20 protein-coding genes, 1 tRNA gene and 1 pseudogene are annotated in these 21,392 nt (G+C 43.8%); 11 read left to right on the forward strand and 11 right to left on the reverse strand.

The annotated features are described in order from the left end of the window. Nucleotides 1-4 precede the first annotated feature (4 nt). A pseudogene (locus tag PCC7418_RS00935) lies at nt 5-2,704 on the reverse strand (phycobilisome rod-core linker polypeptide); the annotation flags it as partial. An 892-nt stretch (nt 2,705-3,596) separates the two neighbouring features. On the opposite strand from PCC7418_RS00935, the gene PCC7418_RS00940 reads away from it, so the two are divergent. Next, on the forward strand, nt 3,597-3,995 hold the full coding sequence (locus tag PCC7418_RS00940; protein ID WP_015224298.1) for a DUF4359 domain-containing protein: 399 nt from the start codon (nt 3,597-3,599) through the stop codon (nt 3,993-3,995). A 6-nt stretch (nt 3,996-4,001) separates the two neighbouring features. Here the strand turns inward: PCC7418_RS00940 and PCC7418_RS00945 are convergent, their stop codons facing one another. Further along, a complete protein-coding gene (locus PCC7418_RS00945; RefSeq protein WP_015224299.1) occupies nt 4,002-4,301 on the reverse strand; it encodes a hypothetical protein in 300 nt (99 codons plus the stop codon). Nucleotides 4,302-4,800: 499 nt separating this feature from the next. On the opposite strand from PCC7418_RS00945, the gene PCC7418_RS00950 reads away from it, so the two are divergent. The 3 genes from PCC7418_RS00950 (at nt 4,801) to PCC7418_RS00960 (ending at nt 6,227) form a co-directional block, all read left to right on the forward strand. Next, complete coding sequence (locus PCC7418_RS00950) at nt 4,801-5,217, forward strand: hypothetical protein (protein ID WP_015224300.1); 417 nt, start codon at nt 4,801-4,803, stop codon at nt 5,215-5,217. A 56-nt stretch (nt 5,218-5,273) separates the two neighbouring features. Next, a complete protein-coding gene (locus PCC7418_RS00955; protein WP_041596104.1) occupies nt 5,274-5,720 on the forward strand; it encodes an SPOR domain-containing protein in 447 nt (148 codons plus the stop codon). A 96-nt stretch (nt 5,721-5,816) separates the two neighbouring features. Further along, on the forward strand, nt 5,817-6,227 hold the full coding sequence (locus PCC7418_RS00960) for a thioesterase family protein (RefSeq protein ID WP_015224302.1): 411 nt from the start codon (nt 5,817-5,819) through the stop codon (nt 6,225-6,227). A 2-nt stretch (nt 6,228-6,229) separates the two neighbouring features. Here the strand turns inward: PCC7418_RS00960 and PCC7418_RS00965 are convergent. The 4 genes from PCC7418_RS00965 to PCC7418_RS00975 form a co-directional block, all read right to left on the reverse strand. After that, nucleotides 6,230-6,312, reverse strand: a tRNA-Leu gene (locus PCC7418_RS00965). Continuing rightward, complete coding sequence (locus tag PCC7418_RS19625; RefSeq protein WP_015224303.1) at nt 6,291-7,157, reverse strand: M48 family metallopeptidase; 867 nt, start codon at nt 7,155-7,157, stop codon at nt 6,291-6,293. Before PCC7418_RS19625 ends, PCC7418_RS00965 begins: the two co-directional genes overlap by 22 nt. 223 nt (nt 7,158-7,380) lie before the next feature. Beyond that, on the reverse strand, nt 7,381-7,797 hold the full coding sequence (locus tag PCC7418_RS00970) for a M48 family metallopeptidase (protein ID WP_015224304.1): 417 nt from the start codon (nt 7,795-7,797) through the stop codon (nt 7,381-7,383). 79 nt (nt 7,798-7,876) lie between these two features. After that, nucleotides 7,877-8,233, reverse strand: a complete 357-nt coding sequence (locus tag PCC7418_RS00975) for an iron-sulfur cluster assembly accessory protein (RefSeq protein WP_015224305.1) — start codon at nt 8,231-8,233, stop codon at nt 7,877-7,879. Nucleotides 8,234-8,370: 137 nt separating this feature from the next. On the opposite strand from PCC7418_RS00975, the gene msrA reads away from it, so the two are divergent. The 4 genes from msrA (at nt 8,371) to PCC7418_RS00995 (ending at nt 10,476) form a co-directional block, all read left to right on the forward strand. Then, nucleotides 8,371-9,033: a peptide-methionine (S)-S-oxide reductase MsrA gene (gene msrA / locus PCC7418_RS00980; RefSeq protein ID WP_015224306.1), complete on the forward strand. Its 663-nt coding sequence runs from the start codon at nt 8,371-8,373 to the stop codon at nt 9,031-9,033. Between the two features lie 110 nt (nt 9,034-9,143). Next, a complete protein-coding gene (locus PCC7418_RS00985) occupies nt 9,144-9,332 on the forward strand; it encodes an NAD(P)H dehydrogenase subunit NdhS (protein ID WP_015224307.1) in 189 nt (62 codons plus the stop codon). 106 nt (nt 9,333-9,438) lie between these two features. Continuing rightward, the gene (locus tag PCC7418_RS00990) at nt 9,439-10,107 is read left to right on the forward strand and encodes an HAS-barrel domain-containing protein (protein ID WP_015224308.1); all 669 of its coding nucleotides are present in this window, start codon (nt 9,439-9,441) and stop codon (nt 10,105-10,107) included. Between the two features lie 45 nt (nt 10,108-10,152). Next, nucleotides 10,153-10,476: a DUF3067 family protein gene (locus tag PCC7418_RS00995; protein WP_015224309.1), complete on the forward strand. Its 324-nt coding sequence runs from the start codon at nt 10,153-10,155 to the stop codon at nt 10,474-10,476. 8 nt (nt 10,477-10,484) lie between these two features. Here PCC7418_RS00995 and accD read toward each other — a convergent pair whose 3' ends face one another. Beyond that, the gene (gene accD, locus PCC7418_RS01000) at nt 10,485-11,375 is read right to left on the reverse strand and encodes an acetyl-CoA carboxylase, carboxyltransferase subunit beta (RefSeq protein WP_015224310.1); all 891 of its coding nucleotides are present in this window, start codon (nt 11,373-11,375) and stop codon (nt 10,485-10,487) included. 159 nt (nt 11,376-11,534) lie between these two features. Between accD and PCC7418_RS01005 the strand changes: the two genes are divergently transcribed. Next, nucleotides 11,535-14,825, forward strand: a complete 3,291-nt coding sequence (locus tag PCC7418_RS01005) for a type 2 lanthipeptide synthetase LanM family protein (protein ID WP_015224311.1) — start codon at nt 11,535-11,537, stop codon at nt 14,823-14,825. Here the strand turns inward: PCC7418_RS01005 and PCC7418_RS01010 are convergent. From PCC7418_RS01010 to PCC7418_RS01020, 3 genes are read right to left on the reverse strand one after another with little or no spacing between them, the layout of a single operon-like run. Next, nucleotides 14,822-16,057 carry a hypothetical protein gene (locus PCC7418_RS01010; RefSeq protein WP_041596105.1) on the reverse strand — a complete coding sequence of 412 codons (1,236 nt, stop codon included), beginning with the start codon at nt 16,055-16,057 and terminating at the stop codon, nt 14,822-14,824. The two genes, PCC7418_RS01005 and PCC7418_RS01010, sit on opposite strands and share 4 nt — an antisense overlap. A 13-nt stretch (nt 16,058-16,070) precedes the next feature. Then, nucleotides 16,071-16,370 carry a Nif11-like leader peptide family natural product precursor gene (locus tag PCC7418_RS01015; protein WP_015224313.1) on the reverse strand — a complete coding sequence of 100 codons (300 nt, stop codon included), beginning with the start codon at nt 16,368-16,370 and terminating at the stop codon, nt 16,071-16,073. A gap of 52 nt (nt 16,371-16,422) precedes the next feature. Next, entirely contained in the window at nt 16,423-16,728 is a 306-nt protein-coding gene (locus PCC7418_RS01020) for a Nif11-like leader peptide family natural product precursor (protein ID WP_015224314.1), read from the reverse strand. 254 nt (nt 16,729-16,982) lie between these two features. On the opposite strand from PCC7418_RS01020, the gene PCC7418_RS01025 reads away from it, so the two are divergent. After that, nucleotides 16,983-17,687, forward strand: coding sequence for a hypothetical protein (locus tag PCC7418_RS01025; RefSeq protein WP_015224315.1), 705 nt, complete (start codon nt 16,983-16,985; stop codon nt 17,685-17,687). 287 nt (nt 17,688-17,974) lie between these two features. Further along, nucleotides 17,975-18,241 carry a Nif11-like leader peptide family RiPP precursor gene (locus PCC7418_RS01030; RefSeq protein WP_015224316.1) on the forward strand — a complete coding sequence of 89 codons (267 nt, stop codon included), beginning with the start codon at nt 17,975-17,977 and terminating at the stop codon, nt 18,239-18,241. Between the two features lie 215 nt (nt 18,242-18,456). On the opposite strand, the gene PCC7418_RS01035 is transcribed toward PCC7418_RS01030, so the two are convergent. Continuing rightward, complete coding sequence (locus PCC7418_RS01035) at nt 18,457-21,378, reverse strand: NHLP bacteriocin export ABC transporter permease/ATPase subunit (RefSeq protein WP_015224318.1); 2,922 nt, start codon at nt 21,376-21,378, stop codon at nt 18,457-18,459. Nucleotides 21,379-21,392 lie beyond the last annotated feature (14 nt).

Here is a 21,392-nt window from a genome sequence, read left to right on the forward strand (position 1 = left end):
GAGTGGGTTCAAAGCTAGGAACAACCAACTCATCATCCTGTTTTGTCAGCTTGTTATACAGGCTTTCCGTATTGGGGAAGTTGGCTGCGGGTAAGGTGGGATAGCGACGATAGGGAACCACATCTTCACCAAACTCTTGCACATACTCCATGCTGTTAACCAAAGCCTTCACAAAAGCGCGAATCCCTTGTGTTGCCAACAGTTGGTTATATTTCTGAATCTCTTTCTGATTCAAAGGCGCACGCCCTAAGAAATGCTTTGTTCCCAACTCAATCACCTTCGTATTAGGATAAGGCGTGTAGAACTCTTTGATATATAAATCAGAGCAACCGAGTCCTTCAATAAACTCTTTCACAGTAATTTCGCCGTTACCGAGCTTACTTTCGAGATTGGTGAACTCTGCTTTAACAACATAAGGTTCAATATCCCGTTCAAAGACTTGACGATACGCAGCACTGATCACAGTTTCTAGCGCAACTTTATCTTGGAGGTTTGTGAGCTTAAATTGCTTGGTTTGCTCACGCCGTTTATTCACCCCTTGCTGAATGCGATACTGCACATCAGGTTCACTGCGATCTGAAGCCACTTGACCCAACTCTTGATAACGAGGAGTTTCTTCAGGTTTGATTTCCGTACCCACATCTTGACGGAGGTTATTCGTCCGAGTCCGCAGTTGCAAGCCAGCAGGCGTTAAATACCGCTCATAGGGAACGGTATCTTCCCCAAAGGTTTCACTGTACTCTGTGGTGTCAATAATCGCATCCACTAAGGCGTAGAACCCTTTCTTGGAACAAATATCAAAGTATTTATTCATTTCTTGACGACCATAAGTGGGACGACCTAAAAGCCGACGATGGATGTATTCAATGGACTTCGTAACATAAAGGGAAGTCCAGTAGAGTTTGCGGAAGAGTTCCGATTTTGCCAACATCCGCACAAACTCGCGCACCGTCAATTCCCCATTTTCCAGCTTGATTTCAGCAGTCTTCATGCGTTGTCCGTCATAGACATCGCGACCAAAGACTTGGCGATAACAAGCGAGGATGAGTTTCTGCGTGCTGCTTTCAGAATATTTAACGCCATAGCTGTTGTTGGTTTTATCCGTTAAGCCAGAAAATGCACCTTGGTCATAGCGGAAGACTTTCGGACCCAGAGATCCAGGGAATAAACCGCGAGCTTTGGGATTACCCGTTTGGTTATAAGTGGCTGGTCCGCGATTAATTAAAATCCGACGGGTATCTTTGCTGAATGGCGCTGGACTCTTGCTGGGGTTGCGGGTTTCTTTCGGGAAAATCGCGCCAAATTGAATTTCGAGAGGATCATTCCCGCTACCATAGGGGTGTTGATCCGCCAGAGGACGATTATATTGGGCGTAAGTGGTGATGAATTGAGGAATTTTGCGGAAGGGTGCACTGTAGTTAAACAGGTCTTGCTGCATTCCCCAGTTGCGACATTCTTGCGCTTCTTGTCCTAAACCGCGAATATAAGGAACAGTTTCTTCCCCAAAGTAATCGGAATATTCTTTGCTATCAACTAAAGCATCAATCAGTGCTGGTAAACCACCTTCAGAGACAATGGAGAAGTAGGTTTGGACTTCTTCGCGAGAAGAGGGACCGCGTCCGAGGAAGTGACGGAACGCAAGTTCTAAAGCACGACTATTGATAAAGGGTTCATAAAACTGTTTGCGATAAAGGGGAGATTTACCCAGACGGCGGATAAACTCTTTCATCGAAATTTCAGAATTTTTAACCTTGGATTCTAAATCAGAAATCGCTAGGCTATAAGCACGAGTGATATCCCGTTCAAAGACTTGGCGATATGCAGCCTTGACCACCGCTTGTTTTTCAAAGCTAGAGAGTCCAGGTTTCATCGCGTATTTTTGGCGATTTTCCGCAGCATTGAAGTAGCTTTGAGGCAGTTCTAACCCTTGTTGGTCTCCACTGGGGCGCTGACGCAGTTTATTGGAGGGGGTTGGTGCTTTAAATTCTGAGATCAGAACTTGGAAGTATTGCTCAACCGTTTCCCGGGCTGCTTCATCTTGCTTGAAGTAACCTAAAGCTGCTGCTTGCATTTCTCCCAAAGCAACCACAGTCGCATCGCTAGAGCAAGCATTTTCGATGACTTCCCGCAAACCGCGAACGTTAACGGTAATAATATTAGGATCACCAGCAACGATCGCGTAAGTGACATACCGCAACATCCAAGATAAGTCCCGCAAAGATTTCTGCATATTTTGGGGACCATAACGAGAAACGTTAATGGGACGGAATCCTGGCGGAACAGGAACACTGCTACCCGAAACTGTAAACAGCGATCGCAGCCCTTCTAAGAAACCACCGCCACTGCTTTCAATATAGCTAACCGTTCCCAGTTGCATCTGACGACTGACATCCTCGCTTTCTTCGCCACCTGCTGGAACCATTACTGGGGCTTCTTCTCTGGGTTTCTCCAGATAAGCCATCGGGGAACCCCCTGTAAAAATGCGGTTCGCAGCGCGAGAAACAATCAACTCGGAATTCCGAGTAATCACTTGAGCAATTTCCACCCGTTGTGTTCCCAACTGGAAGAAAGTATCAAGTTCTTTTAACTCCCCTTGTTCCAAAAAGCGGTCTTGTTGTTCCGCTTGGGATAACTTAGAAAGGGGAACGGTTTGATAAAGCTGAGGACGTGCGACTGAACTTCCACCGGAGGCACTAATCATTATTTTTTACCTATCTCCTGTCACAACAGTTACTTGTTTGAGCTTTTAATAAAAGTTAAAGGTTACGCTGTCTTCAACAGAAAGCGCTTGCTTTAACCGTTGGTGAAAATGAGCGAAATTTTCAGTCATCTCTAGGGATTGATGTCAAATCTTGAGATTATAAGCGTTTTTTCTCGAATGGATTCATATATTTTTAGTCCTTGTATCGTTTTTGTTGCCCTAGATTGGATGACGATTGAAAATTCTACCCCATCTCACCCTCCCATAGGCTTAATGTCATTGCGATGCTTGGTCAAACATCCAGACATAAGACATGGGTCAGCTTTTAGAGTAAAACGTTTTGGGGTTTCTTAGGGAATTTATTAAGAAGTGTATCAAAAAGATTTTTCCAGAGCGCGTCCAGCCCCCTCGCCCCAAGATTAAGATGATCCGATTGTTGCCCCAACTTTTACCGCTTTTCATCAAACAGCTAATCAAATTTTTCGAGCAACTCAAGACTAATTAGGGCTTGCTGAATCAAACTGAAACCCTGACCAACGGTCGCAGAGTGCCCCTTCCGTGACAGAAGGTGTAATCTGCGACTCAATTAGCTTTTAAGGTTCTTAATTCTTGGACAAAGTGCAAGGGAATTGAAGGAAAAAGCAGAAAACCTTGCACTTTCTGAAAAACTGATCGGTAGAGACGTTTCATAGAAGAGCTCCATCAACTCCAACTCCCGACTCTCGACTTTTTCAGCAGACCCTATGTTAATGAAAGCAAATCAGGTTATTTTCCAGTTCTTTGTGGGAATCATAGTAATAGCAGAATGAATAACGGGATCAAATCAAGAGCTTGATCACACTATCATCTCAACTCACTACACTAGAAGAGCAAGAATCATTCCTGTCTCAAAACAATGAAACGACACCCTTGGCAATCGAGCACTCTTATTGGCAGTCTTGCTGTTGTTGGCGTGGGAATTATTATGGCTCTGACGAACCCCCATCGTAATGCTTATAAAACCTATGCTGCACGACAAGCAAGTTTTTATTTACAAGAAAATGCTTGCACAAAAACACCCAACTTTTTCGGTGACGTTTTAGAACAACAATGTAACGCGATCGCTCAAGGAAGTCAGCCCCTTTTAAAGCCGATTATTAACCTCTCGACTCGGCGACACAATTATTTTTTATTTAGTATTTATGAAACCCAGTTTTCTCTAAACCAGAGCCTTCCAGCCTACAGTACCAAAACAGTTGGCTTTCTAAATTTATTTTGGACTTATGAAAGTGGATTAGAAGTAACAGAACAATAATTCAGGCTAAGCGCGTAGTGCAGCAGGTTTAACCTCTTCCTCTTGTGCTTCAACCGCAACTTCTACCTCAGATTCTGTATTCTGAGCAACAATTGGTTGAGCAACTTGGAAATGGTGGGTTTTTAAGATTGTAATTTCTTCCCAAGTTTCCCAAGTGGGGAGGAAGGGCGCATTGGCTAAAGAACAGGCTTGCCAATCTCCTCTAACGGGAGCACTCAACTTTTGGCACATTCCACCGCGACGACCTTGGGGGGAGTAGTGTCGGCAATATCTGCAAACTGAGGGTAAATGGTTAGTTGTTCTCATGGCTTTGCTTTAGTTGAATATATTTTTATCTTAAATCTCATGTCTTTATTATCCATTTTTCCTTTTTTTTCGTTGATCCCCTAAAAGTCTCACCCTGTCTTCCTTTAGTGATCCCCAAATGGAATCACAAGTTTATTTTTTCTTTATATTTACTTTATAAACAGAAATAATTTCCTTAAAATCCCTCTAATTATCGAGTTTTGCCAGTGTTAATACTCAGCTTGAAAACACAGATTTAAAATCCACTCGCCAGACAATAATATTAGACTTAGATCTCAGTTCGATCTCATCAATTCCTAATTCAATTGTGTGAGGAATCCCCGATTCATTTGATATCTCAGAAATCAAAAAAGAACTTAAATTGTCCGAAAAACTTGATGTTAATCATTGCTAATTGGAGACAAATCACATAAAATAGCAAAGGCTTATTTTGAGCAAATCAAACTAACGTCTTTAAACGATAGGGGTTTCCATCTTCCCCTTACCAACCTAATTTACGATGAATCCTAATGATTTTTCTCCCAAGGTTTCGCCAGCTAAAGCAACCTTACACCCGAACTTGCAAGTAGCTCTGAGTAGTCTCAACGTTAATTTAGAAGAGGAGTTGGCTCGATTTCGGCAAGAACAAAAACAGCGAAAAGGGATCACCATTGCTCAATCCCAATCGGAATCGCCTCCTGTTACTGGTCATGCTTCTCTCATCTCATCTGCGACGGATGTTTCTGGAGAAAGTGAAACCTCCCATGAGACTGATTTTTCTCCACCAGACAGTTATCTTGCTTCTTCGGAAGAGTTATTGCGCCATCTCAATCAAGAAGGGGAGAAGGGGACATTTCCTTCAACAGAACGTCTTCAAAATCAAAATCATCAGCAATCCCCCCCTCGTCTTATTCCTCTTGGCGAGATTATTTATTAACGCCTTTAGGAGTTGCAGGAGTCCTCATTTTCTTTCTTTCGGGAACGCTTTTGAGTATGATGTTAGTTAATCTTGCTCAAGCTCGTTTCAGTGATGCTTCTTCTACCGTAGAAACGTCCGATCGTTCCTCCTCAGAATCGGAGCAATCCACTCCAGAATCAACGGACTCCTCTTCTCCTGAGATTCCTAACCGCCCTAACTTGGCGGAAGATGAATTTGTTCAACTCGATGTTGATAACTTGGTAGAAGCTGAACCAAGTGCAGACCAGCCGAGGACGGAAACCCCCAGTTGTGGCAGAGAGTTTTATTGTGTGATGGTTGAAAAGCCCAATCAAGCCGAGTATGACAAAACTCGCCAGTTGGTTGCAGATGCCTATTTACGAGAGTTTCCTGAAATCGGTCAGGTGTTGCAAGTGGGGGCTTTTAAGAGAGAGTCGGAAGCCAAAAACTTACAAAAACGATTAGACCAACGAGGAATTACAGCAACTATCTATTATCCTTAATCAGGGCTTGCTGAACAAAATGCTAGCCTTGTTTTGCTAGGGCTTGATACTGAGATGGCTAAGACCCATTTCCCTTTCCACTAAAACGTAAAGTTAATGAAGCAAGATTTCAGTGTTCCTTATCGAGTGCGCTTAGCGGATACCGATGCAGCAGGGGTCGTTTATTTTGCTCATCTTTTGCAGATGTGCCACACTGCTTATGAAGAAGTGCTGATTCAGGGCGGAATTAATCTGCAAGATTATCTGAAACAGGGAACAATTGCGCTCCCGATCATTCATGGAGAGATAGATTGCTTGCGTCCAATTGGTTGGGGAGATTTGATTTTGATCACTTTGACTCCCCAATTTCTTTCTGAAACCGAATTATTAATTGAGTATCAATTAACAGCAGAGTCTAATTCTGAGCAAATCTTAGCGCGAGCTCAAACTCGCCACGTTTGCATTACCCCACAAACTCGCAAGCGTTCGCCTTTTCCCGCAGAGATTCGAGAGTGCTTAACCGCTTAAAGTGGGCAAGGAGAGACTCGAACTCTCACGACCAGTGGCCGCCACATTTTGAGTGTGGTGCGTCTACCAATTCCGCCACTTGCCCTTGATTTCCGCTTGCTCATTATAACCTGTTTGATGTTGCTCTAGCAAGCGTTGATAGTCAGGAGAACTGCCCCAACGATCAATGGCTTGGGCGCGAAGAACAGGAACGGGATGACTCAGTTGCTGAGTTTGAGCATTTTTAAGCAGTTCTCCCAGTTGGGATTGACTCATTTGATCATAGGCACGGGCTTGCTCAATAAACGCATCGAGGTTTAATTGGGGGGCGAGGGTGGGCGATCCGCCCGCCAGTTTCATTAAGACAGACATGACCACTTTCGGGTCTTGGACGGCTAAAAGGGCCGCGCGATCGCAGCTAAATTCCGCGCAACGAATCCACTCTAGCATTTGGTCTTGTAAGGATTGGGCAAGAATCACGCCCCAGTTTGGCAATAATCCTGCTGCTAACACCAGTAAGTTAACGAGGGTGAGATAAACCCCATGTTCACACTTGAGATGTCCTAATTCATGGGCAATCACCGCTTGAATCTCTTCTGGGGTCAAGAGTTCAATCAGGGAGGTATGAAGAACAATAAAGGGCTGTTTCCCACGCATGGCGAAGGTATAAGCATTAGGGGCGGGATTTTGCTTGATATAGAGTTCTGGGACATCTAAATCTAAACGCTCACAGGCTTCCACTAACAGTTTGTGGATATGAGGCAATTGTTTTTCACTCACTTGCACACTAGCTGCAACATTCTCTAGATAAAAGAATTGTTCAGCAACGCTGCCTAACACGGTTCTCACAGCGATATCCCAGCCTGGAAATTGTTGTAGGGATTGCGTGGCTTCTAGATCGAGGGGATGACGGAATTCGTTTGCTTTCAGTCCAATTAATTTGTGTTTCACGATCGCGCAACCTTAAAATCTCTTCACCTATGTCCTAGGTTAACCAATTTTTCCCCAACCGCGTCAGGCGGAAGACTCACCTGAATTAAGCACTTAGTCTGGCGTGAGAGCATTCCGAATTCCTCCCAAATGCCCCGTATTACTACGGTTTAGCGCTCACTCAGTTGGCGACTATTTTTCATTGGAGTTGTTTCTGTTGATCTTCAACGCTAACCAAAGAGAATTAGGTAAGCCACTTTTTTACCCGCATCACCGCTTCCCAGTCGGGTTTTCGGGCTAAACCGTCATCCAAATTTTTGATAATTTCCTCCCGCAGTTGTGAACTCATACCAATCACTTCTTGGGCTGCGTCGATGTGTTCTCGCACCCCTGATTTTCCTGCTTCTAATAGCGCGATCGCGAGATTCACCCGAGCTTGTGGGGCTTGTTGATCAAATTTAACGCTTTTTTGCGCGACTTTCAGGGCAGAATTGGGCTTGTCAGCGAGTAAATAAAGCCAGGCAAGACTACATAAGACTGCAGAATTTTTGGGAGCGCGATCGCGCAAATCCCGAAAATAATCAATCAACTCTTCCACAGGCTCTCCCGCTTGATATTTTTCTAAGCCTTTATCGTATAACTCATTAATCGACTCACTCATTCTTCGCTCTACTCCTAAAATACAAAAGAGCAGACAATCAGCACTGTCTGCCCAGAAGATACTTTAGCAAAAAATGCCCTTAGACACCAAAAGACTTGCCACAACCGCAAGTTTGAGAAGCATTGGGGTTGGTAAATTGGAACCCACCGCCAATTAAAGCATTACTATAATCGAGTTGTAACCCATAAATGTAGAGTAAACTCTTCGGGTCACAGATAATCTTAAAGCCATCGTAATCAAAGACCTCATCATCCTCGCGGACATTACTGGGGTCTTCAAAATCCATCAGATAAGACATTCCAGAACACCCGCCGTTACGAACACCGACGCGCAAACAGAGGTCTTTTCCTTGGTCTTCTCGTAATTTCGTTAAATGCGTAAGCGCCGTTTCCGAAAGTTGAATTCCTTGTTGTGGGGACTGAGTTGCTTGTGTCATATTCCCTAGATTCACCAGCTTTTTTCTATCCTCTACTTTAGCAAACTGAGCATTGTTTAAGTCCAATGACTGAAAAGGGAAAGGAAAACATAAGTCACAATAGAGGAGCACAGTCAATATTAAGCAAAATGAATCTTATGGGTTTATTCGGTTTCGGTAAAAAACTCAGTCTTCCCACTCATGAAGAAGCCTTACCGGGGCGAGAGGAAGCAATGCCGATCACAAATAAACATTATGTGAATGGAAATCCCATTCAGCCTCCCTTCCCCGAAGGAACAGAACTCGCTCTATTTGGGATGGGCTGTTTTTGGGGCGCGGAAAAAGCCTTTTGGCAACTTTCAGGGGTTTACAGTACCGCCGTTGGTTATGCTGCGGGGATGACTCCCAACCCCACTTATCAAGAAGTCTGCACGGGAATGACTGGACATAATGAAGTGGTGCGCGTCGTTTATGATCCCCAGAAAATTAGTTATGAAACGCTCTTAAAAACCTTTTGGGAAAGCCATGATCCCACGCAGGGGATGCGTCAAGGAAACGATGTGGGGACGCAATATCGCTCTGGGATTTATGTTTATAATGATGAACAACGTCGCTTAGCAGAAGCGTCAAAACAGGCGTATGAAAAAGCGTTGATGGCAAAAGGGTACGGCAATATCACCACAGAAGTTGTTGATGCCCCAGAATTTTATTATGCAGAAGATTACCATCAGCAATACCTCGCGAAAAATCCCAATGGCTACTGTGGCTTGGGGGGAACTCGTGTTGCTTATCCTGGGTTAAGTGAAACCCAGACGGTTTAAGAATCAAAGCAAACATTTCGGTAGAGTGTGTTAGAAGCGCACTCTACTCTTTGATAAGCTATTAATAAATTTATTTTTCTTGACCAACAAGCTGATTAGGAACGAAACCAATGATTTTACCTGGAAGCAAAGTGACTGTAACCAACGTTGATGATATCTATTATCGGTTTGAAGGTTTAGTACAACGCATTACTGATGATAATGCTGCTGTCTTATTTGAAGGGGGAAACTGGGATAAACTTGTCACCTTTCGTTTATCAGAACTAGAAGAAGTCAAACCTCGTAAAAAAGGTAAATAAGATTTGTTCATCAATAATAATGAGGGAATGAGTGGGATTTAGGATTATTTTGACTCCCTCTCCCTCTCACTAAGATCTGTTGACCCATTGAGATTAGGGGGCATTAATGCGGATTCCTCTTCCACAATTTTCCACAGATAATCGTCATCCCAATCATTTTGCAGAAGTCATTGAAACCACAACCACGGATTTTCTGGCGCAGTGTCTTGAACCAGAAGAGCTTTCTTTCCCAGTAATGCCTCCATTTGGAAGTTGGGTCAAGTCGTTTGATGAAGAGTCGGGAAATGAAGTGTTAGCAGTGGTGACGTATGTAACGACCACACCGATTGATTCTGTGCATCGGGCGCGGGCTTTGGGATTATCGTTGCAAGATTTGCGAGAAGAACAGCCCCAAATTTTTGCCATGTTAAAGACAGAGTTTCGGGTGTCCATGCTGGGGTTTTTCACGACTGAACACGGTCGCAATGGTAATGGACGGCGGGGAGGACAATGTTTTCAATATCTTCCGCCTCGTCCCCCGCAAGTTCACCAAGGGGTCTATCATTGTGAGACTAGCGAAATTATTCGGTTTACGGAAGAATTGGATTTTCTCCGCATCCTTTTAGATGTGAAAACGGTTCCAGTGGATTCTTTACTGGCTGCGGTTTTACGAGAAGTTTATCGGTTACGTGAAGCGGATCGAGAGTGGTTAGTGGAAGCGGGACGAAAGTTAAGCACGTTATTGAAAGACGATTATGATCGGTTACGCTATATTCTAAGTCAAGTTCATTTTTAGTCTCTCCTCGATTAATCTCTAGCAAACATTTACTCATTTGATCTTATGACGGGACAAGAACTGCAACAACTGATTTTAAGTAAATGGGGCTATTCCTTTGACGTGCAGTTACGTCGCGTTCGGGATAAGATTTATTTGCAAGTGATGTGGCGTTATCTCGAACAAGCCTCTTTCCCTTTAGATGAAATCGAATATTTGGAACATTTGAATGCGGTCGCTAGTTACCTCGAAGCGTGGGGAAGCACCGCCCAAGTAGAACAGTTTATTGAGCAAACGAAGGAACGTCCTCGCTTAGGAAAGGCGGTGAATATTCCCATTGATTTGGGAGAAAGAGCCTCGGAATGGATTGTTGAAGGCTCTCCTTTATGATTAACGTCTTAGGCGGTTGTTGAAGTGGCGAAGGTGGGGAAGTAGGGCTGATGTAAACAAATCAGTTGCGCGATCGTTTTTTTCAGTTGGAGGCGATTAATAATGGCATCAACAAACCCGTGTTGTAGTAAATATTCAGAGGTTTGGAAGCCTTCAGGGAGTTTTTCACGGAGCGTTTGTTCAATCACTCGTCGCCCGGCAAAGCCAATGGTTGCTTTCGGTTCAGCTAAGGTGATGTCTCCCAACATGGCAAAACTTGCGGTTACACCCCCGGTTGTAGGATGAGTGAGCACTGGAATATAAAGTAACCCTGCTTCACGGTGACGTTGTAGCGCACCCGAAATTTTTGCCATCTGCATCAGACTCAACATTCCTTCTTGCATTCTTGCGCCTCCCGATGCAGAGATAATCACAAGGGGAAAGGCTTGTTCAGTTGCATACTCCACAAGGCGACAAATTTTTTCACCGACAACTGACCCCATGCTTCCGCCCATAAACCGAAAGTCCATCACGCCTAAAGTCACAGGAATCCCATCCATTAAACCCACTCCCGTTTGTACACCTTCGGTGAGGTGCGTTTTTTCTTGGGCTTCTTTGAGGCGATCTACGTAGGCTTTACGATCGGTGAAGTTGAGGGGATCAATGGGTTGTAATTGTTCGTTTAAGGGTTGCCAGGTATCAGAATCAATTAGTTGACGGATGCGTTCGTCACTATCAACGCGCAGGTGATGGTTACACTCACTACAGACAAAATGATTCGCTTGTAAGTCTTTGGTATAAGTGAGTACGCCACAGGATTCGCATTTACTCCATAAGCCGTCAGCAATTTCTCGTTCTGGGGTTTGTTTGAGGTCAGGCTCTGATTTTCGACGATTAGCAAACCAGTCAAATAAAGACATAAAAGTAAATAATATATTTTGCCTGATCATTATATAGCGTTTCTTGGTCTGTTGAGGGTAGCCGTGACCAGTTACCAGTTACCAAAGAACAAAAGAACAAAAAACTGTGTGCTATGCTGCTCAAGGCCCTCATTTAGTAGATCTTTGATTAACTTGTTTATGTCTGATCTTGGTGATGCTCTTCGCAAGATTGCGCTCAAGGCTTGTTCCCTGTCCGATCGCGCGGGAAGTTTATCCGATGACGATCCTGCACCTGCTTCGGTTCATCACTCCGCCTCAGCCTTAATCCAGCAACGCTTAGAGTTTTGGTCTCAGAAGGTGGGAAAAGGCGATGACCACAAGTTCCAGAAACGTCTAAGTTGGGATGATTTCAGTTTAGAACAAGCTCGTTTGCTGGTGAGTGATGGTGATGAGATCGCTTTACCATCAACAGGATTTACTTGGATCAAGACGCTAGAGCAAGTGATTCAAACTGCGCGATCGCTGCACAATCAGCCTCAACTAGGTCAACATCGAGCGTTTGATGCTCAGCATCCGATTCCGTTTCAAGAGTTATTGCTTCCTTGTTTGTTGGTGGCTCAACATCGACTGCAACACTTACTGAGGGAGGAAGGAGAAGCCTACAATACCATTTTTACCCAAGAAGCCCAACGCCGATTAGAGCGTCATCTGTTGAACTGGCTTGCGCTTTTGTTTACACCGACGCTGATGAAAGAGTTTTCACAATTCCGTTCTTCTGGTAACGCTTTAGAAGATTATTTCAACCTTACCCTACAGGGGAAAAAGCAACGGGAGCAATATCAGAAATTTATCGAACACCATCTTGAAGAGGGATTATTATCTTTGTTTGAGCAGTATAGTGTTTTAGCGCGTCTGGCGGTAACCAGAATTGAATTTTGGGCTGAAGCCACCGCAGAATTAGTCACTCGTTTAAACCAAGATTGGTGGGAAATCAACAATCAATTTTCTCCAGACCAACCCTTAAGCCACGTCGTTACTATTCAAGCAGGAGCTTCTGATCCCCATAGTAGAGGACATACAGTTGCCATTCTCGTCTTTGATACAGGCTTAAAACTCGTCTATAAACCGAAAAATCTGGGGTTAGAGATTGCATTTGGTAATTTATTGCGATGGTGTAATGAGCAAGGAGGGGGACTTGATTTTTATATCCCTCAAGTGATCAATCGCTCAAGTTATGGCTGGGTCAAATTTATCGCGATCGCGCCCTGTCAAAGTCAGGACGGTCTGAGACGATTCTATCAGCGTTCTGGAATGTTAGTCGCTTTAGTGTATTTGCTGGCGGGAAATGATTGTCACTATGAAAACCTGATTGCTCATGGAGAATACCCAGTTTTAGTGGATACCGAAACCCTGAACCATCCTTACATGAACTCCCCAGACTTGCGATTAGAGTCTGATGGAATCAGAGAAATGCGGGAAAAATTATTAAGTTCTGTCTTACCCACGGGCTTATTACCTTATGAAACTATGTTTCTGGAGAATGATTTAATTGCACTGGATATGAGTGGCTTGGCGGGAATGTCGGAAGTGAGCAAGCCCCGTTTAAGATGCCAAAATATCAACACCGATGGGATGACATTAGATTATGAAGAAACCATTCTCCGTCGTGAGCGTCATTTACCCAAGTTGGGAGACAACACAGCCTCAGCAGAAGATTTTGTCGAAGAGATTATCACGGGCTTTGAGCAGGTGTATCGCTTGCTGATGGGGAAACAGAAAGAATTATTGAGTGATGAGAGCCCGTTAAAAGGCTTTGCTAATCAACAAGCCCGATTGCTATTTCGCAACACGAAAACTTATGGGGGAGTTTTACGCCAATCCTGTGAACCTGAGCATTTGGAAAATGGCGTGGTTCATAGTCTGAGTTTGGAATTATTGAGTCGAGCTTATGTTACCAGTGCTGAGAAGCCCGATTATTGGTCAATTTTCGCAGCAGAAAAGCAGGATCTCGAACAGTTAGATATTCCCATGTTTACGGTGAATACTTCCAGTCGAAATTTGCCCTTATCAACGGGAACAGTGATTCCTGATTTATTTGAAGCGTCAGGGTTTGAGCGCATGATGTCTCGGGTGCAATCTCTCCATGAAGAGAATTTACAGTTGCAGTGTCACTTGATTCGGCTTTCTTTTGCCAGTCGTTTTTTTCGAGAACCGAAACTCCATGTTGATGCGAATGACAAAATCGCAATCGAAGGAGAATCATTCACCGCGAAGAGGGGGATAGAAGCAGCGATCGCGATCGCGCAAACGCTAGAAAAAGAGGCTTTTCCCTTGACCGACGGTGCTATCAGTTGGTTCGGAATGACCTATCAACACCGCGCTCAAAGTTTCCAACTGCGGGAGTTACAGCCGAATCTGCATGATGGTTATGGGGGAGTGGCTTTATTTTTTGCTGCTTTATTTCGGGTAACCGATGATTCCCATTGGCGAGACGTGGCTCAAAAAACAATCCAGCCGATCCGCTTTCTTACTCAGTTAAAAGCAGATGATAGAGAGCGCGTGCTCCGACGTTTTGGCATCGGGGGAATAACTGGAGTGGGATCATTACTCTATTGTCTTTCTCATTTGAGTCAGTGGCTGGATGATGTCAGTTTACAACATATCGCCCTAGAATTAAGTTCTTGTGTCACTCCTGAAAAAATTAGGTCTGATGAAATCTTGGATGTGGTTGGTGGAACGGCGGGTTATCTCTTAGGGCTGCTGGCTTTGGCGGAGGCGGTGTCGGAATCGGAGTCCTATCGTTTGCTAGAATTGGCGACAGTGTGCGGGGAACATCTCCTGGCTGAGCAAGTGAGGCGCGATGGCAGTTTGAGAGCTTGGAAGACTGGGCACGAACAACAACTGACTGGGTTTTCTCAGGGGGCTGCGGGGATAGCTTATGCTTTATTACGACTCTCTGCTGTGACAGAAGATGAACGATTTTTAGAGTCTGCTCAAAGCGCGATCGCGCAGGAACAAAGCCTTTTTTCTCCTGAGGCTCAAAACTGGCAGGATTTACGAGAGAATCATGCTCAATATCAGGTCAGTTGGGCGCAAGGGGCTGCGGGGATTGCATTAGCCCGTTTGGGAGGTTTGTCTGTGTTAGATACTCCTGAAATAAGAGAACACAGCGCGATCGGGCTGCAAACGACACAAAAGCATCTGGTGTGGGGCGTTGATTCTCTCTGCTGGGGAACAATGGGGCGTGTGGAAACCTTACTGGTTGGTGCAGAAACACTCCATGATCCCAACTTATTCCCAATCGCTGAACAAGCAACCGTAACCGTACTCAACCAAGCGCAAGATCGGGGATCGTTTCGGCTTTTCGATTCCGTTTCTACCTCAGTGACCCATCTTGGCTTTTTTCATGGTTTATCAGGAATCGGTTACAGTTGCTTAAGAGTGGCCTTTCCGCAACAATTACCCTGTGTTCTCCTTTTAGGATCTTAAAGCATCATGTAGCGCACAGAAGGATAGGCTTTCGCTTCTAACATCCTGTCTTGTTCAAAAGTGAGTTTAATATGGTTAATGCGTCGAATTAAAATACTGTCACGCCCCAAAAAATTGGCAAGAGTAACCCAATGACCAGGCCAAGGAGAACCTTGCTGAAGATACCCTGGATAGGAAAGCAACGCCTCTTGTTTCTCAGGTAAACATAAATCAGTTTTTACCAAGTAATCTAAAAATTGTTCCCATCGGGATTCAAATTTTGGTTGCTGGTTGAAATAACACTCAAAGCCAATTTTAGGCATGACTCCCATTTCACCAATCTCTAAGGTTAAAGTGATGTCATCCACAAGAAATAACCCTGAGTTGAGAGCCGTTTGTAAAGCAGTTGTTGAACCAGACCACTGGACTTTTTTTAAGTAATTAATTAACTCACTGGGAGCAATGCCTTTGAGACAAATTCTGATAGTTTGCCATTGGCGGGCGAGCATTAATCCGATAAAACTAACAATTCCTTGCTTGGGAAGAGCATTAATGCAAGATAATAACTGTTTTTCCAACTGGGAAGAAAGAGGCGTTCCTCGCAGGAGAGGAAGAGTCGTTTTTGTCAGCCAAGCGTATTGTTTAGTTATCACTTGCGACCCCAGAGAAGATAAACCTAGAAAACAACTTGGAAGCAAATCAGGTTGTCCTTTTCGAGGAAGATCAAATTCTAACCAAATGTTCTGAATGTGGTGATAGAGCAGTTCTAATTCATTGCTAAAAACTTGATTAATCGATCTTTGCTGATTTTCCCCCTTTCTAAAGAGGGCGAAGGGGGGATAATTGACAATTGATTTAGGATTGCTATAGGGTAGTTCTAATTCATTGGTAAAAACTTGATTGATCATTCCCCGCTTACGAAAGAGAGAAGATGGATCTTGCCAAGCAGTTACAAAGTTTTGCAGTTGCGACCACACTGGTTTTTGGAAAATAGTTTCTGAGAAAAAAGGGCTCACTTCGCTACCATCTAGAAAATTTTTCCCTCTTCCATCCCGAGTAATACAAAGTAAAAAATCAGTCTCAGCTGTAGCAACCCCTAAACGACATTCAAAGCCAAAGAAACGAGTAATCGAACAAGGGAGTTGTTTAGCAAGGGCATTAATTTGTTGCCAGCCTGTTTCATCAATTAATTCTTCAGAAATAAACGGTTTTACTGGCTCTAAAGCCTCAATTAATGAATTTTGATTGGTCATACTCATCTGTCATTTAATAGCAATAGGCTGATTCTTTAGAAGGATAGTAAAACCCTCCCGCCACTGCTTCTAACTCCTGATCACTGAGTTCACCATTTGCTTTCCGTTTTTCTCGTTCCAGTTGTCGATTTTCTACTTCTACTCTCAGTTCTTCTTTCGTGAATTCATACCCTTTGCTGGCAGCCAGTTCGGTCATTGCAATCGCTTGTTCTTCCGTGGATGTGGTTGTTTCTAGAGCCTTCGTTGCTTCCTCTTGTAAGGCAGAATCAAAATTCAGTTTATCTAAAAATTTTTTGACAGGTCGATCACTCATCCTTGAAATTTCCTTCATGATTAAAACAGACTAATTTTTGTACTGCTCTTGTTTAGTAAAAATCATCATCGCAGTTATTACTAAATTCTGGAGAATGTCCTCCTGAGACAGAATCTAACTCATTTTCGCTGAGTTCGCCTTTTGCTTTCCGTTCTTTCCAGTCACGTTGCCGATTTTTAACTGCTGTTTTGAGTTCCTCTTTGCTAAACTCATAGCCTTTGCTGGCAGCCAGTTCGGTAATCGCAGCAGCTTGTTGTTCGGGAGATGTGGTGGTTTCGAGGACTTGCATTGCTTCTTCCTGGAGTGCAGAGTTTGCATCCAGTTCCTGTAAAAACAGTTGCACAGCTTGGTAACTCATTATTGATCTTTGACCCATGAAAAATTCGATTCTTAATGTGATTTAAAATACCATTTAAGTTATTAATTCGTCAAGATTGAAAGCCCTTCAGAAAAAGGAGAGAAAAAGCCTGAAAGACAGGTCACGATTGAATCCCACATTTATCAAACTGAGTTAAAGAAAATATCACGTGAAGTAATTGACAAAACTAATAAAAGTCTGTAATATAGGGTCATCTCTACATAATTTTACGGTAAACGGAAAATACTAATGTTATGAAACAGATTAATCTTGCTCCCACTTTTCTGCTAGGTGCAGGTTTACTGGCTACTTTAGGTGCAGTCAATCCTGCGCAAGCGATTACATATACAACAACAGTTACACCGGATTCTCCTATCAGCAATCTTAACGAGTTTCAAGATCCTGTGGATGTCCCGAATAACGATACTTTAAATGGTGATGGAACTATCGAACAAATTATTGTCGAGTTTTCTACCAATGTAACCTCTGGTCAGATTACAGAAGCGGATCTAACGAACTTGACTTTCAGCTTAGTGGATACTGATGGAGGCTCTGGGACAATCTTTACAGATAACGCTATTTCTGGCGGAGTTGTTCAACCTCTTGAAACCTTAACAGGTGACACTGTAAGCCGTGTTGTTGATTTTGAATTCGATATAGATAATAACCTTATAGGTGGGTTTGATAATGATGTCAATGTTGATCAAAGTAGTCCTTCTATAAATGGTATTTCTTACAATATATTTGCAGCTGAGAGTGGTGGAGAAATAACTGCGATAGCGCTTGATGAGTACTTGAATGGAAGTAGTAGTGGCGGAGGTTTTGATCCTGTTGATGCCAGCACTTCGGAAGTGGAAACAACAGCTGTTCCTTGGCAAACAGATGTTTTACCGGGCTTTGTAGCTATCGGCTTATTGTTTTTCTGGCGTGAACGTCGTAAGCAACGTCAGTTAACTTAATCAGAACACGATAAAAATTGAGTGTTCTATTTTTAATTGTTAGAAGTGATAAGAGGTTTTAACAAACTTACTCATAGGTTACTACTACACTGATATTGAATGATCTAAATATCAAGTGTATTATTTTATTACTATCTCAATATTTCATAATCATAAAAAACCGAGCTTATTAGTTTAATATTAGTTTAATATTAGTTTAAGTAGGTTGCTATTTTAATTAAGCTCGCATAAGATTAGAGTAGTAATAAAAAACACCCAAAAGTGAAGATAATCAGGGGAGTAAATTAATGACAACTAACTCAGCACAACAATTTCTAAACCAAATGAAATCTGATACGTCTTTACAAGAAGAAGTAACTAACCTAGTAAAGCAAAATAGTTTCCATGCAGTAGCAGAAATGGCTAAGTCAAAAGGATATAATTTTTCTGCTGATGAGTTAAAGTCAGAACTGCAAAAAGTTAATAGCGAAATTAGTGATGAGGCTTTGGAAGCTGTTGCTGGTGGTGGTTCGATTAAAGATATGATCATGGATAAGTATGATGATGGTGACTAATTCTATAACCATTGCTTCAATAAGCCAATAGCTATCTTTAAAGATGAAAATAAGGAACTTCCCCGCTAATTTTTATTCTAGCGGGGTTATTTCTTTGTAGTATCGAAACCAAACCTTAAGCTCATGGAAAATGCAATTGCTTATAGTGTTGTCCTCGTTATTTTCTGCTTATTAATCATCGCGGTGTTATGGCTACCCGATATTTTAGGGGAAGATTAATCCAGTTGTCGCGCAGCAAGGGTGGCAAATAACCCGTCTTGCGCCACTAATTCTTCAAAGGTTCCCGATTGAACAACAGAGCCAGATTTAAGAACATAAATGCGATCCGCATTGCGAATAGTGCTTAGTCGATGGGCGACAACAATGCGGGTGGCTTGCAGTCGATCTAAACTTTCGGTGACGATCGCCTGAGTGCGATTATCTAGGGCACTGGTCGCCTCATCTAACAACATAATATTAGGTTTGAGAACGATCGCGCGGGCAATTAATAAACGTTGGCGTTGTCCACCAGATAAGTTCGTTCCCCCCTCACTGACAACCGTGTGCATTCCCATGGGCATCTGCTCAATATCATCAGCAAACCCCGCAGAATAGGCAGCATCCCAAGCCTCATCCAGAGAAACCATCGCGCCCCCTGTAATGTTTTCAAAAATGCTACCTGCACCAATTTTGCCATTTTGTAGCACTACCCCCAGTTGTCGGCGCACCGCTTGAATATTTAATCCCGCTAAATCTTGACCGTCATAATACACCGTTCCTGAATAAGGGGTTTCAAAGCCCAATAACATCCGAAATACCGTTGACTTCCCACTTCCCGAGGGGCCCACTAAAGCAATAAACTCCCCCGGCTCGGCTTCAATACTGACATCATCTAGAATCAGAGGACCATCATCCCGATAACGAAACGTAATCTGGTCTAACTTTAAACGACCAGTGAGCCGTCCAGGATCGGTTTTTGTGCTATCGACTTCTGGTTTCCCGCGCACAATCACTTCCGCCCGTTCCCACAAGGGGATAATTTCCAGAACATCAGTTACGGTTGTTCCGAGGGAGGTGACACCGCCAAAAAAGGTGCTGTAAGCAGCGTTAAACGCTAAAAATCCCCCTAGGGTTAAGCCCACATTGGCTTGTCCATCACTATTCTGGAGAAAGAGAATCGCAAACCAAAAAATGAGCACGGAACTGAGTAAGGGGAGGACTTCTGTCAGCACCGTGATGCTATCGTTTAAACGTTGAATCGCTGAGTTGAGTCGGGTGCGCTCTGCAAATAACTTCGCCCAAGCTCCCAACGCTCTTTCTTCGGCTGCTGCCACTCGCAGTTTTGCCACCCCTCCGATCAATTCCACATTGAGACTATTAATCTGACCATCCATGACTTCTTGTTGACGCGCCTTTTGGACGAGTTTGCGACTGGTGATCACAGTGAGGATGGTCGTCAGCACAGCGATCATCGCGCCTACGACGGCTAATTTCACGCTATAAAAGAACATTAACCCCAGATTGAGTAAAGCAAAAACCCCATTCAGTAAGGACGTTTGCGTTGCCCCACTCAGTTTTTTCCGAATTTGATTAATGGACAGCAACCGCACCAATAATTCCCCACTGGCAAATTGACGGAAGAAAGTGGGATGTAACTGCAGGAGGCGATCCCATGCTGCGGGTTGGAGTGTACCATCGGTGACATTTTCCAGACGCAGGGAGACTAAACCTTGAGCAAAAGCAAAAACGGCACGGGCAAAGGCAGCAATCACTAACGCTAGTCCTAACTGCCATAATAAAGCGCGATCGCTGCTGGGAATAGCATCATTGACTAAGACGGCTGTGGCTTGAGGGATCACCATCCCTAATAACGATCCAATGACCCCCAGACCAATCAACCAGACAATATCCCCGAGATAACCGCGCACTGCAAAGCGAAAAATCTCATCCGCTCGGTTAATTTGTTCCGGGAGCGGTCGATAGAACATATACGCTTGCATACTGAGAGTCTCAGCAACCGACTGATCCACGGGAGTACGGGTGAGGGTGATTGGATCGAATAAAGCATAGGGTTTCCCCGACTCTTTCAGTAGGGCACAGGGTTGTCCGTCTTTTGTGTAAGCCAAAAGAGAGCCTTGATCCTGTTCCCACCATTTGCCCAGTAATAACACCCGACGAGTGCGAAATCGAGAAGCCCGCGCGATCGCGTCTAGAGGGTTTGCTACGCGATATAAATCTTCTGAATCTGTCGGAGGAGAAACATGAATCCCTAAAGCGCGACCCACAGCCCCCGCAGCAATCAGTAACGGTGTTCCCTCCGCAGCAACAGGAACAGTTTGTGGCATTAATACCGCAGACAACTCTTGCATAGCGCTGCTTGTGGTCTGCTCTTTCAGTTTTTGCCGTTGTTGAAACCGTCGAAACTCAATTTCTGTGGCTTCCTGATTCAAACAATCTAAATAAGAAAATAAATAAGAATGGAGTTGTTTCAATCCCTCCCAAACTGCCCCCTCCGAAGGCAAATTTTCCCAAGGGACAATTTCAACTTCCGTCGCCCCTTCCGCCTTTAACCACAAATCCACTGTCAGTGGGAACAGAGAAACAGTTTCATCCAGAGTAAAGTTCTCCCATCCCAGCCATTGCAGCTTTCCTTCTTGCACTCTCACCCATTGCACCGTATCCCGGTGGGGAAAGAGGGTTTGTTGATCTCGGAGCGACACATATCGAGATTTTTTCAAGAAGAGGGAGTCGTTGCTTTCCCCAGCTAAATCCAACCGTTGCTCACTGCGCCAGTTGCTCAAATATCGCAGCCAAGTTTGTAGCCCCTGTACCGCCTCGGGCTGACCCTTAGCCACTGCTGTCATGAAATCACTTAAGGCGTGAGCTTCCAACTCAGAGGCTTCATTGGCAATCGCAATCATTCCATAATTTTGTTTGGCGGTTTCATAACTTAATCCTGTGTCTAGAATCCACTCTCCTGCACTCACAGTAAACCAATATTGACGTTTAGTAATCACTTCTCCTGCATCGTTGAGAGTGGTGGTGAATAGAGAAACCGAACCTGAATGAACATACCACGCTGTTTTTTCACTTTGTAGCAGTAAAGGCTGGTTGCCCTTCATCGCATAGATAGAGGATGGGGGCTTAAACTGTAACATGGATAATCTTTAAT

Source organism: Halothece sp. PCC 7418 (genome assembly GCF_000317635.1).
Lineage (GTDB): Bacteria > Cyanobacteriota > Cyanobacteriia > Cyanobacteriales > Rubidibacteraceae > Halothece.

What these genes read in the sequence shown, in the direction of transcription:
- PCC7418_RS01035 (WP_015224318.1), bottom strand. Translation starts at nt 21,378, where the DNA reads ATGTTACAGTTTAAGCCCCCATCCTCTATCTATGCGATGAAGGGCAAC.
- PCC7418_RS00945 (WP_015224299.1), bottom strand. Translation starts at nt 4,301, where the DNA reads ATGAGAACAACTAACCATTTACCCTCAGTTTGCAGATATTGCCGACAC.
- PCC7418_RS00940 (WP_015224298.1), top strand. Translation starts at nt 3,597, where the DNA reads ATGAAACGACACCCTTGGCAATCGAGCACTCTTATTGGCAGTCTTGCT.
- PCC7418_RS01005 (WP_015224311.1), top strand. Translation starts at nt 11,535, where the DNA reads ATGTCTGATCTTGGTGATGCTCTTCGCAAGATTGCGCTCAAGGCTTGT.
- PCC7418_RS00995 (WP_015224309.1), top strand. Translation starts at nt 10,153, where the DNA reads ATGACGGGACAAGAACTGCAACAACTGATTTTAAGTAAATGGGGCTAT.
- accD (WP_015224310.1), bottom strand. Translation starts at nt 11,375, where the DNA reads ATGTCTTTATTTGACTGGTTTGCTAATCGTCGAAAATCAGAGCCTGAC.
- PCC7418_RS00960 (WP_015224302.1), top strand. Translation starts at nt 5,817, where the DNA reads ATGAAGCAAGATTTCAGTGTTCCTTATCGAGTGCGCTTAGCGGATACC.
- PCC7418_RS01010 (WP_041596105.1), bottom strand. Translation starts at nt 16,057, where the DNA reads ATGACCAATCAAAATTCATTAATTGAGGCTTTAGAGCCAGTAAAACCG.
- PCC7418_RS01020 (WP_015224314.1), bottom strand. Translation starts at nt 16,728, where the DNA reads ATGAGTTACCAAGCTGTGCAACTGTTTTTACAGGAACTGGATGCAAAC.
- PCC7418_RS01015 (WP_015224313.1), bottom strand. Translation starts at nt 16,370, where the DNA reads ATGAGTGATCGACCTGTCAAAAAATTTTTAGATAAACTGAATTTTGAT.
- msrA (WP_015224306.1), top strand. Translation starts at nt 8,371, where the DNA reads ATGGGTTTATTCGGTTTCGGTAAAAAACTCAGTCTTCCCACTCATGAA.
- PCC7418_RS00970 (WP_015224304.1), bottom strand. Translation starts at nt 7,797, where the DNA reads ATGAGTGAGTCGATTAATGAGTTATACGATAAAGGCTTAGAAAAATAT.
- PCC7418_RS01030 (WP_015224316.1), top strand. Translation starts at nt 17,975, where the DNA reads ATGACAACTAACTCAGCACAACAATTTCTAAACCAAATGAAATCTGAT.
- PCC7418_RS00975 (WP_015224305.1), bottom strand. Translation starts at nt 8,233, where the DNA reads ATGACACAAGCAACTCAGTCCCCACAACAAGGAATTCAACTTTCGGAA.
- PCC7418_RS00990 (WP_015224308.1), top strand. Translation starts at nt 9,439, where the DNA reads ATGCGGATTCCTCTTCCACAATTTTCCACAGATAATCGTCATCCCAAT.
- PCC7418_RS01025 (WP_015224315.1), top strand. Translation starts at nt 16,983, where the DNA reads ATGAAACAGATTAATCTTGCTCCCACTTTTCTGCTAGGTGCAGGTTTA.
- PCC7418_RS00950 (WP_015224300.1), top strand. Translation starts at nt 4,801, where the DNA reads ATGAATCCTAATGATTTTTCTCCCAAGGTTTCGCCAGCTAAAGCAACC.
- PCC7418_RS00985 (WP_015224307.1), top strand. Translation starts at nt 9,144, where the DNA reads ATGATTTTACCTGGAAGCAAAGTGACTGTAACCAACGTTGATGATATC.
- PCC7418_RS00955 (WP_041596104.1), top strand. Translation starts at nt 5,274, where the DNA reads ATGATGTTAGTTAATCTTGCTCAAGCTCGTTTCAGTGATGCTTCTTCT.